At 73.5% G+C, this 17,131-nt stretch carries 15 protein-coding genes, 1 pseudogene and 1 riboswitch; of the genes and pseudogenes, 9 read left to right on the top strand and 7 right to left on the bottom strand.

Annotated features, from left to right (window positions below; translation table 11 throughout):
* Positions 1–39 precede the first annotated feature (39 nt).
* Positions 40–1,137: a VanZ family protein gene (locus tag ACWEFJ_RS11315; protein WP_449713691.1), complete on the top strand. Its 1,098-nt coding sequence runs from the start codon at positions 40–42 to the stop codon at positions 1,135–1,137.
* Positions 1,138–1,293: 156 nt separating this feature from the next.
* On the opposite strand, the gene ACWEFJ_RS11320 is transcribed toward ACWEFJ_RS11315, so the two are convergent.
* Both ACWEFJ_RS11320 and ACWEFJ_RS11325 read right to left on the bottom strand, forming a co-directional pair.
* Complete coding sequence (locus tag ACWEFJ_RS11320; RefSeq protein ID WP_378084850.1) at positions 1,294–1,953, bottom strand: hypothetical protein; 660 nt, start codon at positions 1,951–1,953, stop codon at positions 1,294–1,296.
* Positions 1,950–2,807 (bottom strand): hypothetical protein, encoded by an 858-nt coding sequence (locus tag ACWEFJ_RS11325; protein ID WP_449713692.1) that lies wholly within the window; start codon positions 2,805–2,807, stop codon positions 1,950–1,952. Before ACWEFJ_RS11325 ends, ACWEFJ_RS11320 begins: the two co-directional genes overlap by 4 nt.
* A 153-nt stretch (positions 2,808–2,960) precedes the next feature.
* A riboswitch (ZMP/ZTP riboswitch) is annotated at positions 2,961–3,047 on the top strand.
* Between the two features lie 28 nt (positions 3,048–3,075).
* Here ACWEFJ_RS11325 and ACWEFJ_RS11330 point away from each other — a divergent pair.
* Positions 3,076–4,332: a serine hydroxymethyltransferase gene (locus ACWEFJ_RS11330; protein WP_449713693.1), complete on the top strand. Its 1,257-nt coding sequence runs from the start codon at positions 3,076–3,078 to the stop codon at positions 4,330–4,332.
* Here the strand turns inward: ACWEFJ_RS11330 and ACWEFJ_RS11335 are convergent.
* The 4 genes from ACWEFJ_RS11335 to ACWEFJ_RS11350 form a co-directional block, all read right to left on the bottom strand.
* Complete coding sequence (locus ACWEFJ_RS11335) at positions 4,308–5,069, bottom strand: Clp protease N-terminal domain-containing protein (protein WP_378084853.1); 762 nt, start codon at positions 5,067–5,069, stop codon at positions 4,308–4,310. The genes ACWEFJ_RS11330 and ACWEFJ_RS11335 overlap by 25 nt on opposite strands.
* Before the next feature lie 90 nt (positions 5,070–5,159).
* Positions 5,160–6,083, bottom strand: coding sequence for a prolyl aminopeptidase (gene pip / locus ACWEFJ_RS11340; protein WP_378084854.1), 924 nt, complete (start codon positions 6,081–6,083; stop codon positions 5,160–5,162).
* Positions 6,084–6,159: 76 nt separating this feature from the next.
* On the bottom strand, positions 6,160–7,521 hold the full coding sequence (locus tag ACWEFJ_RS11345) for a pyridoxal phosphate-dependent aminotransferase (protein ID WP_449713694.1): 1,362 nt from the start codon (positions 7,519–7,521) through the stop codon (positions 6,160–6,162).
* A gap of 160 nt (positions 7,522–7,681) precedes the next feature.
* On the bottom strand, positions 7,682–8,281 hold the full coding sequence (locus ACWEFJ_RS11350) for an NADPH-dependent F420 reductase (protein ID WP_378084856.1): 600 nt from the start codon (positions 8,279–8,281) through the stop codon (positions 7,682–7,684).
* Between the two features lie 91 nt (positions 8,282–8,372).
* Here ACWEFJ_RS11350 and ACWEFJ_RS11355 point away from each other — a divergent pair.
* Positions 8,373–8,675: pseudogene (locus ACWEFJ_RS11355) on the top strand (winged helix-turn-helix transcriptional regulator); the annotation flags it as partial.
* Between the two features lie 112 nt (positions 8,676–8,787).
* On the opposite strand, the gene ACWEFJ_RS11360 reads toward ACWEFJ_RS11355, so the two are convergent.
* Positions 8,788–9,069, bottom strand: a complete 282-nt coding sequence (locus ACWEFJ_RS11360; RefSeq protein ID WP_378084857.1) for an isoamylase early set domain-containing protein — start codon at positions 9,067–9,069, stop codon at positions 8,788–8,790.
* 146 nt (positions 9,070–9,215) lie between these two features.
* Between ACWEFJ_RS11360 and ACWEFJ_RS11365 the strand changes: the two genes are divergently transcribed.
* The 6 genes from ACWEFJ_RS11365 (at position 9,216) to ACWEFJ_RS11390 (ending at position 17,083) form a co-directional block, all read left to right on the top strand.
* Entirely contained in the window at positions 9,216–9,815 is a 600-nt protein-coding gene (locus tag ACWEFJ_RS11365; RefSeq protein WP_449713695.1) for an ankyrin repeat domain-containing protein, read from the top strand.
* A 266-nt stretch (positions 9,816–10,081) separates the two neighbouring features.
* Positions 10,082–10,900 (top strand): helix-turn-helix domain-containing GNAT family N-acetyltransferase, encoded by an 819-nt coding sequence (locus ACWEFJ_RS11370; protein ID WP_449713696.1) that lies wholly within the window; start codon positions 10,082–10,084, stop codon positions 10,898–10,900.
* Positions 10,901–11,340: 440 nt separating this feature from the next.
* Entirely contained in the window at positions 11,341–12,075 is a 735-nt protein-coding gene (locus tag ACWEFJ_RS11375; RefSeq protein WP_449713697.1) for a TetR/AcrR family transcriptional regulator, read from the top strand.
* A 114-nt stretch (positions 12,076–12,189) separates the two neighbouring features.
* Positions 12,190–13,725, top strand: a complete 1,536-nt coding sequence (locus ACWEFJ_RS11380; protein ID WP_449713698.1) for an MDR family MFS transporter — start codon at positions 12,190–12,192, stop codon at positions 13,723–13,725.
* A 62-nt stretch (positions 13,726–13,787) separates the two neighbouring features.
* Positions 13,788–14,387: a TetR/AcrR family transcriptional regulator gene (locus ACWEFJ_RS11385; protein WP_449713699.1), complete on the top strand. Its 600-nt coding sequence runs from the start codon at positions 13,788–13,790 to the stop codon at positions 14,385–14,387.
* A gap of 275 nt (positions 14,388–14,662) precedes the next feature.
* Positions 14,663–17,083 carry a DUF7617 domain-containing protein gene (locus ACWEFJ_RS11390; RefSeq protein ID WP_449713700.1) on the top strand — a complete coding sequence of 807 codons (2,421 nt, stop codon included), beginning with the start codon at positions 14,663–14,665 and terminating at the stop codon, positions 17,081–17,083.
* Positions 17,084–17,131 lie beyond the last annotated feature (48 nt).

The raw sequence follows: 17,131 nt of genomic DNA on the forward strand, positions 1-17,131 counted from the left end.
GGCGGGCGGAGGCCGGGCGCGCGGCCTAGCGTGGCCGCCGTGTCGGTGCGGCTGAGCGAGTCGATCATCACGTTGGTGCTGTTCGCGCTGCTGGTGCCGGTGGCGGTGCTGCCGTGGGTGCACCGGCAGTACCGCCGCTACGGCCAACTGCGCGGCTGGTCCGCGGTCGTGGCGGCGGGCGGCGCGCTGTACGCGTGCGGCCTGGTCGCGTTCACCCTGTTCCCGCTGCCGGACGTGACGGGCGGGTTCTGCACGGGCCGCGCGCTGCGCCACTACTGGCAGCTGCGGCCGTTCGCCTCGCTGGACGACATCGCCGCCGCCGGGCACTCGTTGACCAGCCCCGCGTTCCTCCAGGTGGCGCTCAACGTGGTGCTGTTCGTGCCGCTCGGATTCCTGCTCCGCTACCGGTTCCGGCGCGGCCTGCCGGCCTCGACCGCGCTCGGGCTGCTCGTGTCGCTCGCGGTGGAGGTCACCCAGGGCACGGCGGTGTTCGGCCTGTACCCCTGCCCGTACCGGATCGCGGACGTGGACGACCTGATCACCAACACGGCGGGCGCGGTCGTCGGGTGGCTGCTCGCGTGGTCGGTCGGGCGGCGGCTGCCCGCGGCGGTGCCGGAGCCGGTGGCCGACAGCGGGCCGCCGGGCCTGGTGCGCCGCGGCCTGGCGTTCGCGGGCGACCTGCTCACCCTGGCCCTGGCCCAGTTCGCCTGCCGGGCGGTGCTCGTGCTGGTCGGCGAGGGCACCGGGACGCCCCGGCTCACGGACCTGGCGACCTCGGACTGGTTCGGCGCCGCGCTGGGCGTGCTGGTGCCGGTGGTGGCCGCGGTCGTGGTGCCGCTGCTGCGCCGGGACCGGGCGACGCCGGGCCAGATCACGTTCAACCTGGCCCTGGCCGACGCGCGCACGGGCGGGGTCGCGCCGGCCCGCGCGGTGCTGCTGCGGTTCGCCCTGTGGTGGCTGCCGGTGCTGCTGCTGATCTCGTCCGGCCACTCCGGCGTGGTGCTCGTCGTGGTGGTCGTGCTCGGCCTGGCGGCGCGCTCGCGCGGCGACCGGCGCAGCCTCCTCGGCCTGGTCTCCGGCACCGTCACGACCACCCGCCGCGCGGACCCGGCCCTGCTGCCGGACGGAGCGCGTTAGCCGGGCAGGCGGCGGACCCGCGGGTCACCGGGACCCGCGGGTCCGCCGCGCCGTCGAACACCCGGGGTTCGCGAAGCCCTCGGCACCGTCGGAACTCCCGGTGCGCGAAGCCGTCGGCGCGGTCGGAGCCGCTGGTGCGCGAAGCACCCGGCGCGGTCAGAACGCCTGGTTCGCGAAGCCCTTCCGGGCCGCCGCGGACAGGAACGACTGCCACGCCGCGCTGCTGGTGTGCGGGTCGCCGGTGATGCCCAGCCGGGACTTCGCGGTGGTGAACGCGCTGGTGGTCAGCGGACCCCAGATGCCGTCCACCGCGAGGCCCGAGCTCATGAAGTTGTTGCACAGCGCCTGCACGAACTTCGTGTCGCTCTCCGACCCGGTCACGCAGCGCACCGGCAGGCCGCCGAAGTCGCTGTGGATGTGGTCGGCGTGGTCGGCGTTGTACCAGCCGTCCAGCGCGAACCGGAACCGCCGCCGGCACACCGCGTCCACCGCGAGGTAGCGGCGGCGCACGGCGAGCGTGCCGGACGCGTGGTCGCGGTCCAGCGGCGACGACACCTGGCCGCCGCTCCACCGGACGTGGTCGAGGTCCATCGCCGTGCCCGAGCCGTGCTCGCCCGGCTTGTTCACGTAGAAGCCCGCCGACACCAGGTACTGGATGCTGCCGTACGCCGACGACAACGACCGCAGGTCCCGGATCCACAGCACCAGGGAGTCGTAGAACGCCTGCGTGGCCTGCCAGTTCCGCAGCGTCGTGTTGCCGCGACCCGACCGCCAGTAGTAGACGGGCGTGCCGTCGATGCGCTGGAACGTGATCATCGGGCCACCTCCGCGGTGACGAGCCGGCCGCCGGCGAGCCAGCCGGTCCGGGAGCCCGCGACACCCAGCGCCTTCGCGTCCCGGGGCACGGCGGGGCTGGTCCGGTCGGCGTCCAGCACCCCGGTCAGCGGGGTGGCGTCGACCACCTCGTTGCCGACCCAGTGCACGCGGCCGCCCACCGAGGCCAGGCCGCGCACGGCGACGCCGTCCAGGCGGGGCAGCGCGGTCCACGTGACGCCGTCGCGCGAGGCGTGCAGGACGGTGCCGGCGAGGTCGACGGCCGCCACGACCCACCCGTCGGCGGTCGCGGTGACGGCGGTCGCGGACAGGCCGTCGGTCCACTCCAGACCGCGGACGGGCACGGTGTGCCAGCCCGACGCGGTGCGGCGGGCCGCGATGCGGACCACCGACGCGCGCTCGTGCTTGAGCACGGAGCCGAACGCCAGGCCGCCGCCGACCGCGGTGAACGCCGAGCGCACGCCGTGCAGCCGGCGCGCCTCGCGCCACCGCACGCCGTCGGCGGACTCCCAGATCGTGGCGGTCGGGTCGCCGCTCACCGCGCCGACGGCGTGGTAGGCGCCGCCGGAGCCGGTGACGTCCACCAGCTCCGCGCCGGCCAGGCCGTCGGTGATGCGGACCGAACCGCGTTCGTCGGCCAGCACCCACCGGCCGTCCTGCTCGGTCACCATGGAAGGGGTGCCGTCGGGCGCGAGGAGCACGCCCGCGGCCTTGCGGGGGTTGTCGTCCGCCGCGGCGCCCGGTCCGGGGGCCGCGGCCGCCTGGTGGGCCGGTAGTGCGCCGGTGAGCGCCGCGGTCGCGGTCGCACCCAGCACGAACGTTCGCCGATCGAGCACGTCAGTCCTTTCGGGGGCAGGGGGAAGTGCTGACGTGGCACAGGGCCGGTTGGAACTTTTCCAACCCACAAAGTATGGGTGGCCGCGCCTTCCGGCAATGGCCCGTTCCGCCCAAAAACCGCGAAAACCCCGCCGGCGGGCCGGTGTACGATTCCCGGTGTTCGCGACTGGCGTGCCGAGGGTGGGATCGACCACCGGGGAGCGTTGAGCCGAATCGCACCGCGCGCCTGGGTGCTCCGGCAGCGCCCCCGCGCGCGTGGAGGTCGTCGTGCACGAACCCGCACTCCCGTCGTTGACCGGCTCCGACCCCGAGGTCGCCCGCCTGGTCCAGGCCGAGGCCCGCCGCCAGTTCGAGAAGGTCCGCCTGATCGCCTCGGAGAACTACGTCTCCACCGCCGTGCTGGAGGCCACCGGCACGGTGCTGACCAACAAGTACTCCGAGGGCTACGCGGGCCGCCGCTACTACGAGGGCCAGCAGCTCGTGGACCCGGTGGAGGAGCTGGCGGTCGCCCGGGCGAAGGCCCTGTTCGGCGTCGACCACGCCAACGTCCAGCCCTACTCCGGCTCCCCGGCCAACCTCGCCGTCTACCTGGCGTTCCTCGACCCCGGCGACGCGGTCATGGGCATGGCGCTGCCCGCCGGCGGCCACCTCACGCACGGCTGGGGCGTCTCGGCCACCGGCAAGTGGTTCCGCGGCGTCCAGTACGGCGTGGCCAAGGAGACCGGCGTGGTCGACCTCGACCAGGTCCGCGACCTCGCCCTCGCCGAACGCCCCAAGGTGATCTTCTGCGGCGGCACGGCCATCCCGCGCACCATCGACTTCCCCGCGTTCGCCGCGATCGCGGCCGAGGTGGGCGCGGTGCTCGTGGCCGACATCGCGCACATCGCGGGCCTCGTCGCGGGCGGCGCGCACCCGTCACCCGTCGGGCACGCCCAGGTGATCACCACGACCACCCACAAGACCCTGCGCGGACCGCGCGGCGCGATGATCCTCACCGACACCGAGCACGCCAGGGCCGTCGACAAGGCCGTGTTCCCCGGCCTGCAGGGCGGCCCGCACAACCACACCACCGCCGCCATCGCGGTCGCGCTGGGCGAGGCGTCCGAGCCGTCGTTCGGCCTCTACGCGCACGCCGTCGTGCAGAACGCCCGCGCCCTGGCCACCGCGCTGCTCGACCGGGGCTTCGACCTCGTCTCCGGCGGCACCGACAACCACCTGGTGCTGCTGGACCTCACCGGCAAGGGCATCGGCGGCAAGCCCGCCGCCAGGGCCCTGGACCGGGCCGGCATCGAGGCCAACTACAACACCGTCCCGTTCGACCCGCGCAAGCCGTTCGACCCGTCCGGCGTCCGCCTGGGCACGGCCGCCGTCACCACCCGCGGCCTCACCGGGGAGCACATGCCGCGGATCGCCGAGTGGATCGACCGGGCCGTCCGGTCCGCCGACGACGTGGACGCGCTGGACCGCATCGCCGCCGAGGTCGCCGACCTCATGGCGGGCTACCCGATGCCCGGCTGGGCGTAGCGCACCACGTCGGCCAGCCGCGCCACGTCCGCCCGGAACGTCTCGTGCCGGAGCGTGACGTGGTCGGTGGTCGCCGGCAGCTGGTCGGCGGGCAGCACCGCCCCGTCGACCAGCACCGGCACCACCGGCACCGAGCGCTCCGCCGCCCGCTCCACCTCGGCCCGCATCACCTCGGTCGGCGCCCAGTCCGGCCCGACCACGGCCAGCAGCACGTCGCACTCGCCGACGTCGCGCACCACCGGCCGGCCGATGTCGTCCAGCCGGTCCGCGATCCGCCCGGCCAGGTGCAGGTCCTGCGGGTGCCGGTAGCTGAGGAACAGCCGCGCGGCCCGGGGCGACAGGTCGATCCCCACCAGGGCGGCGAACGCCCGGTCGCGCACGTCGGCCGGGTCGATCCCGCAGCGCGCCAGCACGTCCAGCGCCACGCCCTCGTCCTCCGCGAGCACGCCGAGCAGCAGGTGCTCGGTGCCGACGTGCCGGTGCCCCAGCGCCAGCGACTCGCGCACCGCCGACGCCAGCGCCCGCTTCGCGCCCGGCGTGAACGGCAGCCGGCCGGGCACCGGCAGGATGCCCCGCCCGTCCACCGCCAGCACCCCCGTCCGGCACGCCGTCGGCGACAGCCCCGCCGACGCCAGCACCGACGCCGCCGCGCCGCCCTCGCCGACCAGCCCCAGTAACAGGTGCTCGGTGCCGATCGCGGTGTGGTTGAACCCCCGAGCCTCTCGCAAGGCGATCACGGAGACCCGTCGCGCGCTCTCGGTGAACCGTTCCACGTCGACCCTTCGACCTCGTGCGGTAATCACTCCATCGCACCGAGTTTCCGGGTGTTACCGGAATTTGTCAGCAGCCCTCCGCCGGGCCTCGGTCATCGCGTCGCCGCCGCCGTGCGCGGTCTCCGGGACGAGGATCAATTCCGCGTCCGGCCAGGCGTGCGCGAGGTCGAACGGAGTCCCGATCAGATTTCCCAGGTCGAGCACTCCTTGAACGATTACGCCCGGGATGCCCGCGAGCTTCCACGCCTCCTCCAGCACGACGCCCTCGGGCAACCACGAGCCGTGCGCCCAGTAGTGCGTGACGAGCCGGGCGAACGCGAGCCCGTGCTCCGGGTTGTCGAAGCGCGTCCCGCCCTGCGAGAGGGGCTGCAACGCGTCCTCCCACGCGCACCACTCCGCCGCCGCCCGGCGGTGCACGGCCGGGTCGGGCGACAGCAGCAGCTCCAGGTACGCGGCCGCGGGGTCGCCGATCGGCGCCAACTCCCGGAACCGGGCATGGGCCTCCGGGAACATCGGGGCCAGCCCCGTCGTCAGCAGGTCGGTCTCCGCCCGCCGCCCCGTGGCCACGCCCGCGTGCACCATCTCCGACACCCGGTGCGGGAACCGCTCCGCGTACACGAGCCCGAGCACCGAACCCCAGGACGCGGCGAACACCAGCCACCGGTCGATGCCGAGGAACCCGCGCAACCGCTCCAGGTCGTCCACCAGGTGGTCGGTGGTGTTGGCGGACAGGTCCACCACGGGCAGGCCCGCGTGCGGCGTGCTGCGCCCGCACCCGCGCTGGTCGAACAGCACCACCCGGTAGGCGTCGGGGTCGAAGTAGCGCCGGGCGCGGGGCGTGCACCCCGAACCCGGCCCGCCGTGCAGCACCACGGCCGGTTTGCCGTCCGGGTTGCCGCACACCTCCCAGTACACGCGGTGCCCGTCGCCGACGTCGAGCATCCCGTGGTCGTACGGCTCGATCTCCGGGTACAGCACGCCTACCTCCTCACGAGATACAACAGTGCTGTTACATTAGGCCGGCCGGTGCCCGGGACGAACCGGTTTTCCCGCGTCAGGCCGGTCGGATGCTCCTGAGGTACCGGCACATCCGCTCCACCGCCGCGACCACCCGGTCCCGGTCGAGCGCGGTGAAGCAGAGCCGGAAGTACCCCGGCCGCCGGCAGCTCAACGTGGTCCCGGTCAGCAGCGTCACCCCCGCGTTGGCGCGGATCGCGCCCCACAGCGCGGTCTCGGGGTCCTCGGCGCGCCCGTCGCCGAACAGGGCCGCGGCGGACCCGGCGGGCGGGGCCAGGGCCAGGAACTCCCGCAGGTCCAGCCAGAAGAACTGCGCGGAGTTGGCGAAGGGCTGCCGCACGTACCGGATGTCGTGCACGTCCAGCACGCGGGCGACCGCCTCGAACGACTCGGTCAGCCGCCGCCGGTAGGCCCGCATCGCCCGGTCCCAGAAAGCGCCGCCCTCGGCGGTGAAGACGTCCCGCGTGAAGAAGTGCTTGAGCGAGTCGTACGTGCTGAACCACGCCTGCGAGGTCCGCCGCCTCGCCTTGTCGCCCAGCATCACCTCGCGCACCCACCTCGACCGCGACACGACGAACGCGGCGCGGAACCCGGACAGGCCGAAGTCCTTGGCGAACCCCCACACCACGTGCACGCGTTCGGGCGCGTACCTCGTCGCCTCCAGCGCCAGGGCGCTGACGAACGGCGTCGACGTGGCCTCCAGCTGGGAGTGGCAGTACATCTCGTCGGAGATGACGTGCAGGTCGGGCTTCGACAACGCCCACCGGTACACGTCCTCCAGCAGCGCCGGCTCGTAGTTGTAGCCGAGCGGGTTGTGCGGGTTGGTCAGCACCAGCAGCCTCGGCTTCGGCTCCGGGGCCTCGTCGTAGGCGCGGGCCAGGTCCGCCACGGTGAGCCGGAAGGTCTCCTCGTCGGCCAGGGCCACCGGACGGCTGTGCAGGCCCGCCTCCTGGTCGAAGCACCAGTAGAACCCCTGCCAGCACGGCGCGGGCAACAGCACCGAGCTGCCCCGCGGCACCGGCCCGCCCTCCTGTTGCAGCCCCAGCGCGACGCACGTCAGCGCACCCGACACCCCGGCCGCGCCGAAGACGTGCTCGGGGGAGATCTCGGCCCCGAGGCTGCGGCCGAGCCGTTCCGCCGCCAGCTCCCGCAGCTCCGGCGCGCCGTACGCGGTGACGTACCGGATGCCCTGCTCGGGCAGCACCGGCAGCCGGCCGAACACGACGTCGCGCAGCTCCGGGTAGACCAGCACGTTCTCCGCGACGGACAGGTCGTCGGGCGCCGGCAGGCCGCGTTCGGCGAGCAGCTCGCGGCCCAGGATCGACCGCTGCTCCTCGTCGGGCACCAGGGCGAGCGCGTCCAGGTCCGCGGCCGTGAAGTCGAACGGATCGCTCGTCATGCCCACCTCTCGGGTCGGGAGCCCTCGCTGGCATACAAGCAGCCGGCACGCCCCCGCCAGGGCGGGCCGGCCGCACTCCACCCGGTCGGGGACGGCGATGTCGTCCGACCGTTGCGCGCCGCGACGGTGCGTCACGGTCGTCGTGCGCCGCGACGGTGCGTCACGGCACCGCCGGGAACATCGACCGGACGTCCGCGCCGGCCACCCACAGCCCGATGGCGAACGCCGTCGTCGCCTCCAGCAACTCGGCGCGCTCCAACGGCCCGCCGTCCACCGGCACGCACCCGATCGACCGCACCAGCGCCCGCGCCACCTCCAGCGCGTCCGCCGAGTCGCCGCACAGCGGCACCCCGAGCGGTCGCCCCTCGAACGCCAACGACGGCCGTCGCCACACGTCCACGTGGCACAGGTTGAACGCCTTCACCACGTGCGCGCCCGACGCCGCCGCGAGCCGTGCGGCGGCACGCGGCTCGTCCAGCACGAACCGGCCCGGCACCACCGAGTTCGTGCAGTCGACCACCACCCGGCCCGGCGCGTGCCCCAGCACCTCGACCGCGACCGCCGCCGGGACCGCGAGCAGCACCGCGTCCCCGAACGCCACCGCGTCCGCCGGCGACCCCGCGACGGCCCCGATCCGCGCCGCCACCGCCGCGGACCGCTCCCGCGACCGCCCGCCGACCAGCACCTCGTGCCCGGCCGCGACCCACCGCCCGCCCAGCGCCTCCGCCATCCCGCCCGACCCCAACACCCCGACCCGCATCCCCGCGCCTCCTCGTCCGGCATGCTCGACCGGACCGACGTTAGGGAACCCGGCGGACACCGAACGGTGCCCACGACAAGGGGGAGCGGCCATGGCCTTCCTCGCGGACTGCCGCGCCCGGCAGGCGTTCGACCTGCTGGCCAACACCTGGAACCCGGTGGTGCTGCACGCGTTGCGGCACGGCCCCCGCCGACCCGCCGAGCTGCGCCGCGCGATCGGCGGCATCCGGTCCAAGGTGCTGACCGAGACCGTGCGCCGGTTGGCGGCCGCCGGCCTGGTGGTGCGCCGCGAGCTGCGCGACCGGGTCGAGTACGAGCTGACCGACCTGGGCCGCAGCCTGCTGGAACCGCTCGACGCGCTGGGCCGGTGGGCGCACGAGCGCGGTGACGAGATCACCCTCGACGGCGTTCCCGGTGATCACGGGTCCGAAGTGGACGAACGCCCGAGTGCCCCGGCCGTCCGCTCGGTTCTGGGCGTCCGCTCGGCTCCGCCGGCCGTCGATGCCGCTAGCCGTCGATCGTGAGCACGCAGCCGTCGCGGTCCACGGTCGGCACGTCCGGCTCGTCGAACCAGTGGCCGCCGTCGGCGAGGTAGCGGAACCGGTGCGTGCCCGGGGGGAGGACCACGGTGACCGTGCGCGTGCCGTCGCGGCGGGGCACCAGCTCGTGCACGCCGGGGGTCCAGTCGTTGAACGTGCCGACCACGCTGACCGGTCCGCGCGGGTGGTCGAGGGGCAGCGAGAAGGTCACGCGGCGCTTCGGGCCGAAGAGGCGAGTGCTGCGGAGCATCGTTCTCCCTCGCGAGTCGATCTGGCCAGGACTCCGGGCGGAACCAGCGTCCCGGCGGCGTGGCGGCGTTTCAAGCGGGCGCGCCGCGCTGCGCCGGTGGTCACCCGTCGGTGTGACCACGCTGCCGGTCGTGCCGTCGACATCGGGTGACGCGGCGGACGCGTTCTACCGCGCGTGCGAGCCAGTCGGACACCGCGCTGCTGGACGCGCTGTACCGGCCGGGGTTCGAGCGGATGGTCAACCACAAGCCGGACTTCGAGGACGTCGCCGGGCTGCGCTGGTTCCTCGACCGGGGGGTGGACGTCAACGCGGAGTTCTGCCTGCACCACGCCATCGGCCGCGGCCGGAGCGCCGAGGTCATCGGGGTGCTGCTCGACGCGGGCGCCGACGTGAACCTGCCGTGGGGCCGCTGGGACGTCGTCGCGGCGCTGCTGGACGCCGGGATGGCCGCGGACACGCGGGGGTGGAGCAACTTCACGCCGTTGGAGCAGGCGGCGATGAACGGCCGTGCCGACGTCGTGCGGCTGTTGCCGGCGCGCGGCGCCGACGTGACCGACAAAGCCTTCGACCACACCGGCCCCACGCCGCTCGACCGCGCGTTGTGGGGAGTGCGCCACAACCGCGCCGCCGACGGCGACTATGCCGCGACTGTCGCCGCTTTGATCGCTGTGAACGCTCCTACCAGCCACGACGCGCCGACCGGTGACGCGGGGGTGGACGCCGTGATGGCCCAAAGATCACCGTAAGGAGCGAATGACGTGCCCATGGGCAACTTTCCCGGCGCGAGTTTCGTTGCCGGGAATGAAGGAGGCGGCGCGGCCCCGAGGCGTGGGCGCAGGCAGGAGGACGGAGGCGAGGAGCCGGACAAGGAGCGAGGGGCGCGTGCGTCCAGGCCGTGCGCTCGGAGCGCGAGTGCGGTCGACGGTCCATAGACAGGTGTCTATGAAGTGAGTCGCACTGCATCGACCGCATTCGATTGACGATGCGGGCCGGCGAGGCAAAGAATCCGGGCATGAGCAGCCCCGTTGTGACGCCCCGAGTGGCCTTGACGGTCGACCAGGCCGTCGCGTACGCCGAGCGGTTCGGGTGCCTGGCCGACCCGACGCGGGTGCGACTGCTGCACGCGGTGGCGGCCGGCGAGACCACGGTCGGCCGGTTGGCGGACGTGCTCGGGGTCAGCCAGCCCACCTGCTCGCACCACCTGCGCAAGCTCGCCGCCGCCGGGTTCGTCCACCTCCGCCGCGACGGCACCGCCACGCTGGCCTCGGTCGACCCGGCCGGCCGGGTGTTGCTGCCGCACGCGGTGGACGCGGTGCTCGGGGCGATCCCCGCGCGGCCGCTGGAGCCGCCCGCGGACGTCGCCGTGCGGGCGATGGTGGATGACGACTGGGCCGACGTGCGGCGCATCTACGGCGAGGGCATCGCGACCGGGGACGCCACGTTCGAGACCGAGGTGCCCAGTCGGCGGACGTTGGACGTCAAGTGGCTGCTCGACCACCGGTGGGTCGCGGTGGTGGATGGGGTGGTCGCGGGGTGGGCGGCGGCGACGCCCGTGTCGCCGCGGGAGTGTTATGCGGGGGTGGCGGAGACGTCGCTGTACGTGGACGCGCGGTTCCGGGGGCGTGGGGTGGGGAAGGCGTTGCTGCACCGGCAGGTCGGGGCGGCGGATGCCGGTGGGTTGTGGACGTTGCAGGCGGTGGTGTTCCCGGAGAACCGGGCGAGTGTCGCGCTCCACCGGTCGGCCGGGTTCCGGACGGTCGGGGTTCGGGAGCGGATCGCGGTGCACTGCGGGGTTTGGCGGGACACGCTCCTGTTGGAGCGGCGCGCCTGACGGGTCGGCGCGGCTGAACGGGCCGGAGCGCGGCGCGGAAGGTGGGCGCGGAAGGTGCCGGAGAACCCGTGTGAAAGACCCTGGAAACCGCGGCAGAGGCCCTGGCCCTGAGAGCACCCGTGACAAGCGCTGAAAAGGGTCGGAGGCGGTAGGGCGGGGAGGGTGTGGGGACGCGGTTGGGTAGGGCGAATTGGGGCGCGCGGGATGGCGGCTCCCTTCCCATTTTCAATTTATAGCGCACACGGGGGCTTGTGGCAAGACCCCGGTCATGTCGCAGAATCGCCGCTCGGAATGGGGCTGCCGGAAAAAGGCGAGGGGTGTCGGGGGTGAATTGTGGGTGGTGGCGGCAGGGGAGGGGTGTCGGTGACGAGAGCGGGATCACAAAGGGTGCAGTGCCTGCAAAGTTGCAGTCAGTGCATGATTTTCCCTACCCTGATCGAGTGAGCACGCACGCGGCCGAGGGGCTGCGCGACCGCAAGAAGCGGCAGACCCGCACGGCTCTGGCGCACGCCGCCGTCCGCCTGGTCGCGGAACGCGGCCTCGACAACGTGACCGTCGAGGACATCAGCGCCGCCGCCGACGTCTCGCCGCGCACCTTCTTCAACTACTTCGCCGGCAAGGAGGACGCCGTCCTCGGCCCGGACCCGGAGGCGGGTCCCCGCATGCGCGCCAACGTGCTGTCCCAGCCGGCGCACCTGTCCGCCGCCGAGGCGGTGCGGGAGGCATTGCTAGCGGAGGTCGCCGCCGAGTTGGCCGACGACCGCGACTTCTGGTTGCTGCGGATGCGCGTGGTGCAGCAGCACCCCGTGCTGGTGGCCAAGGTCTTCGCCGGCGGCGAGGCCGTCGAGCGCCACCTGGTCGCCGCCATCGCCCAACGGGTCGGCCTGCCCGCCGACGACACCTACCCGCTGCTGCTCGCCGCGGCGGCGGGCGCGGCGTTCCGGGTGGCGGTGACCCGCTGGTCGAGCACGGCCGCGCCGCTGCAAAACCTGCTCGCCGAAGCGCTCGACATGCTCGCCGCGGGGCTCGCGGAGCCGCCGCGTGCGGAGCCGCGGGACGGTCGACTCCGCGATGACCGCCATGGTCAACCCCGGGGAGATCAACCCGGGGGAGACCAAGCGCGGCAAGTGACCGAAGCGCGGCACGCCGACGTGCGGCGCGACGACGCGCCGTGAACGGCCTCAAGCCACGACCCCACCGCACGCCCGGCCACGGCGACGCCTGAAGCCACTGCGACAAGCCAACGACAACCCACCGCGAAGACCCAACGCGACAACCTGGGGGAACCGATGTCCACCGAAGCCGGCACGACCTCGCGCCGGGACGTCATGCAAGCCATGTCCGGCCTCATGCTGGGCATGTTCATGGCCATCCTGGCCTCGACCATCGTGTCGAACGCGCTGCCGCGCATCATCTCCGACCTGAAGGGCTCGCAGTCCGTCTACACCTGGGTCGTCACGACCGAGCTGCTGGCGATGACCGCGACCGTGCCGCTGTGGGGCAAGCTCGCCGACCTCTACAGCCGCAAGCTGCTGATCCAGCTCTCCCTCGGCCTGTTCGTGGTCGGCTCGCTCATCGCGGGCTTCTCCCCGAACGTCGAGGTGCTCATCGCCAGCCGCATCGTGCAGGGCCTCGGCGCGGGCGGCATGACGGCGTTGGCGACGATCGTGATGGCGGCGATGATCCCGCCGCGCGAGATGGGGCGCTACGCGGGCATCTTCGGCGCGGTCTTCGGCGTCGGCACGGTCGCCGGCCCGCTCATCGGCGGCCTCATGGTGGACACCTCGTGGCTGGGCTGGCGCTGGTGCTTCTTCATCGGCGTGCCGTTCACCCTCGCCTCGATCTTCCTGCTCCAGCGCACGCTGAACCTGCCGGTCGTGCGCAAGGAGGTCACGATCGACTACCTGGGCGCGGCGCTGATCGTCGGCGGCGTGTCCACCCTGCTGGTGTGGTCCACGCTGGCCGGCCACCAGTTCGAGTGGGCCTCGGCGTGGACCGCGCTGCTGGTGACGGTCGGCGTGGTGCTGCTCGGCCTGGCCGTGTGGGTGGAGTCGCGGGCGGCCGACCCGATCGTGCCGCTGACGATCTTCGCCAACCGCACGGTGACGTTGACGACGGTGGCCAGCGCGCTCGTCGGCGTGGCCATGTTCGGCGGCACGGTGTTCCTGTCCCAGTACTTCCAGATCGGCCTGGGCAAGACGCCGACGCAGGCGGGCCTGATGAGCCTGCCGATGATCTTCGGCCTGCTGGTGTCGTCGACCGTCGCGGGCCAGCTGATCACCAAGTGGGGCAGGTGGAAGGCGTTCCTGGTCGCCGGCGGTGTGATCATGATCGGCGGGATGCTGCTGCTGGCCACGATCGACGCGAACACCAGCGTGTTCATGGTCAGCGTGCACATGGCCGTGCTGGGCATCGGCGTCGGCATGCTCATGCAGAACCTGGTGCTGGCGGCGCAGAACGACGTGCCCGCCCGCGACCTCGGCGCGACCACCTCGACCCTCACGTTCTTCCGCAGCCTCGGCGGCGCGATCGGCGTGAGCGCGTTGGGCGCGGTGCTCGCCAACCGGGTGACGTCGCTGAGCGAGGAGAAGTTCGGCCCGGCCCCCGGCGGTGGCGAGGGCACGGTGCCCGACCTCGCGCTGCTGCCCGAGCCGGTGCGGCTGGTCGTGCGGGAGATCTACGCCACGGCCACCGCGGAGCTGTTCCTGATCGGCGCGCCGATCGCGGTGCTGGCGCTGCTGGCCGTGCTGTTCATCAAGGAGAAGCCGCTCAAGACCCTCAGCGGTGACGAGCGGTTGGCGGCGGAGATGGCCGCGGGCCACTGACCGCGGGAAGACACGTGTCGCACTTGTCCGGCTCCCGGTCGGACAAGTGCGACACTTTCGCCGTGTCCGGACTGCGCGAACGCAAGAAGCTCGCCACCCGCACGGCGTTGGCCGACGCCGCGCTGCGGCTGTGCGTGGAGCACGGCCTCGACGGGGTGACCGTCGAACAGGTGGCGACGGAGGCCGGCGTCTCGCTGCGCACGTTCTTCAACTACTTCTCCTCCAAGGAGGAGGCCGTCGTCGCGGGCGACGTCGCGACCGCCGCGGCCTTCGTCCGGGCCTTCGCGGACCGGCCCGCGGACGAGCCCGTGCTGTCCGCGCTGCGCGCCGCCCTGGTCGACGTCGTGTCCGACCGGATCGAGCCGGACCGCGTGGCGCAGCTGCGCGCCCTGCGCCGCACCCCCGCGCTGCTGCCGCACCAGATCGCCGCGTTCGCCGTGCAGGAACGCGAACTCGCCGCCGTGGTCGGCGCACGGGTGGGCGTGGACCCGGCCACCGACCTGTACCCCGCGATGTTCGCCGCCACGACCATGGCCACCCTGCGGGTCGTGGTCGGCTGGTGGCTGGACGCCGCCGAACGGCCCGAGCTGTCCGAGCTGATCGACGTGATGATCGCCCGTCTGGACGCGGGCTTCGCCGCCGTGCGCCCGGACCGCGGCTAGGACCCGGTCCGCCGTTATCGCGTCCCGCCGCGCCGCGGTCCGCCGAAATCGGGGACATCCGGGTGAACGTCCAGTCCGCGCCCACGTGGAATGGAGCACCCCGGTAGGAGCACATCTCGGGGTACTGCGCTGTCGGTATGCCCGGCCGGCCGCAGGCGGGTGACGGGGGAATCCGGTACCGGTGCAGGTCCATAGCCTGCCTGGGGCCGGGCGATCCGCGCTCCGGCGGAAGCGAAACGAGGTGTACCGCGGTGCGAAGACGTGCGGTTATCCAAGTGGCGACGGGTGCTCTGCTGGCCGCCGCGATGACAGTTCCCGGTGCGGCGGCCGACCCCTCGACCGCGGCGGTGTCGACGTTGACGAAGTCCGTGGGCGGGGTGTCGTCACCCGCCGACCACGGGGCCACCGCCACCTGGGTCGTGGCGTACGACAACAACGGCACCGGCGTCGGCCAGGCCACCGTCACCGACGCCGTGGGCGCGGGGCAGTCCTACGTGACCGGCTCGCTGGACGTGCCGCCCGGCTGGACCCCGTCGTGGTCCACCGACGGCAGCACGTTCCAGACCGCCGAACCCGGCTCCGGCGTGGTCGCGGTGCGCGCGCAGAACCCCACCGCCCGGCCGGGCGGGACGTCGCTGGACGCCCTGCTGACCCCGCCGGTCCAGGCGTCCACCACCGCCACCGGCGGTGACGGGTTCACGCCGCTGCTGCACCGCACGCCCACCGGCGCGCTCCAGGCGTGGAACATCTACCACCACGCGGCGCCCGCCGTGCCGAAGGTCGTGTGCATCGAGCTGTCCACCGGCCAACCCTGCGCCGGCGGACCGTGGCCCAAGCCGCTCAACACCACGCCCGGACCTCTCGGCAGCGGCGCGACCGGCGACATCGGCAGCCCCATGGCGCCGCAGTACTTCCGCGACCCCGGCGCGCCGTCCCAGGTCCTGTACGCCGCGGTGACCCCGTCGTCGATCGGCGTCGGCTGCCTCGACCTCGCCGCCGCGGCGAACTGCGGCTACTGGCCCCTGTCGGCGCGGGGCGGCTCGCCGCTGAGCGTGAACGACGTCGCCGGTTTCGTGGAGGTCGATGGCAACCTGTACGGCGTCGTGAGCACGGGCCAGGTCCTCTGCTGGAACGTCGCCACCCGCGCCGCGTGCCCCGGCCAGCCGTTCGCGGCGATCGTCCCGCCCAGCAACGCCCAGCCCGGCGCGGTGAACGGGTGGTACTACGGCGCGATGACCGTCGCGGCGGGCAAGGTGTTCGCCTCGTCGTCGCAGTCCGGCAGCGGCCTCCAGCCGGCCCTGGGCTGCTTCGACCCGGCCACCGGCACGGCGTGCGCCGGCTGGGCCTCGCCCCGGCCGACCGGCCCCACCGAGAACTACACCTACAACGCCTACACCGCCTACAGCACGGCGGGCGCACAGGTCGGCGCCTGCTCCACCACCACCGGCTCGTCGCCCGGCGTGACCACCTGCTACGCCCTGGACGGGTCGGCCCTGGCCGCGCCGTCGTCCGCGGTCGGGCTGCCCGCCGGCGTGATCGCGTTCAACCCGGAGGTCGTCACCGACCCGAACGGGCACCTCCGGAGCTACCTGCCGATCTGGAGCGGTCCCTACGCCGGCGCGACGATCTGCCACGACTGGACCACCGCGTCCGCGTGCGCCGGCCTCCCCAACCCGATCACCCACCCGACCGTCAACGGCGGCGTCACCCGGGACTACGGCTACGCCTACGACGTGCCGACGGGCTGCATGATCGGGCTCGGCGACGCGGGCGTGCTGTTCTCGATGGACCCGCTCACGGGCGGCTCGCCGTGCGTGCGCTCCGGCGGACAGGCGAGGCTGACGCCGGGCGACTTCTACTGCGACGGGGCCACCGGCCACGTCCAGGGCTACGGCGCGGCCCGACTCGTCGGCGTCACGCCCGGCAACGTCGACTTCGGCGCGTCCCAGGTGACCGTCACCGACCAGGACGGCGCCACCGTGGCCACGCCCGGCTTCGCGCCCGACGGCACGGTGGACCTGAGCGGCGTGTCGCCGACCGCCCACCCGACGCTCGAGGTCACCACGACGCTCGTGCTGAACAACGGCGCGGACTTCGGCGGCGGCAACCAGCCACGGCTGGTGGTGGACTTCGTCGGCGACCCGCCGCAGGTGTGCTTCCGCACCACCATCGCCACCGAGTGCGCCGTGACCGACGTGGCCAACACCGCGACCGGCACGGACACCACCGGCGCGTTCAGCTCGAACACCGTCACCGTCCCGGTCGCGCCGGGACCCGCCTGCCGGCCGGTGGTGACGGTGGACAAGGAGATCTGCGCCTCGAAGACCGCGTCCCACTGCGGGCCGAACGGCGCCGGGCCGTGGGCCAAGCAGGCGCCCGTGGGGCTGCTGGGCCTGCTCAACGCCACCGCGTACTGGCGGATCACGGTGACCAACCAGGGTCCGGTGGCGGTCACCGACGCGCGGGTCGTGGACTACGAGGAGCCCGGCTGCGAGGCGGCGGCCGGGACGTTCACGCTCCAGCCGGGTGAGACCAAGCGGTTCTACTGCTCGACCTACGCGGTCATCACGCTGTTCCCGATGACCAACCAGGCCAAGGCGAGCTTCGTCCCGCGCAACTCGCCCGCCGACACCCCGCCGTCGTACTCGGCGTGGTCGTCGGCCACCGCCTGCTCCCTGTTGTGCGCGTTGCGGTAGCCGACCGGCCGGTGGGGGCGCTCGCCGTCCCCACCGGCCACCCCGCGC

Source organism: Actinosynnema sp. NPDC004786 (genome assembly GCF_053601135.1).

Excerpts from the sequence above, each read along its gene's own strand:
- ACWEFJ_RS11370 (WP_449713696.1), top strand. The coding sequence starts at position 10,082 with ATGAGCAGCCCCGTTGTGACGCCCCGAGTGGCCTTGACGGTCGACCAG.
- ACWEFJ_RS11345 (WP_449713694.1), bottom strand. The coding sequence starts at position 7,521 with ATGACGAGCGATCCGTTCGACTTCACGGCCGCGGACCTGGACGCGCTC.
- ACWEFJ_RS11360 (WP_378084857.1), bottom strand. The coding sequence starts at position 9,069 with ATGCTCCGCAGCACTCGCCTCTTCGGCCCGAAGCGCCGCGTGACCTTC.
- ACWEFJ_RS11320 (WP_378084850.1), bottom strand. The coding sequence starts at position 1,953 with ATGATCACGTTCCAGCGCATCGACGGCACGCCCGTCTACTACTGGCGG.
- ACWEFJ_RS11350 (WP_378084856.1), bottom strand. The coding sequence starts at position 8,281 with ATGCGGGTCGGGGTGTTGGGGTCGGGCGGGATGGCGGAGGCGCTGGGC.
- ACWEFJ_RS11380 (WP_449713698.1), top strand. The coding sequence starts at position 12,190 with ATGTCCACCGAAGCCGGCACGACCTCGCGCCGGGACGTCATGCAAGCC.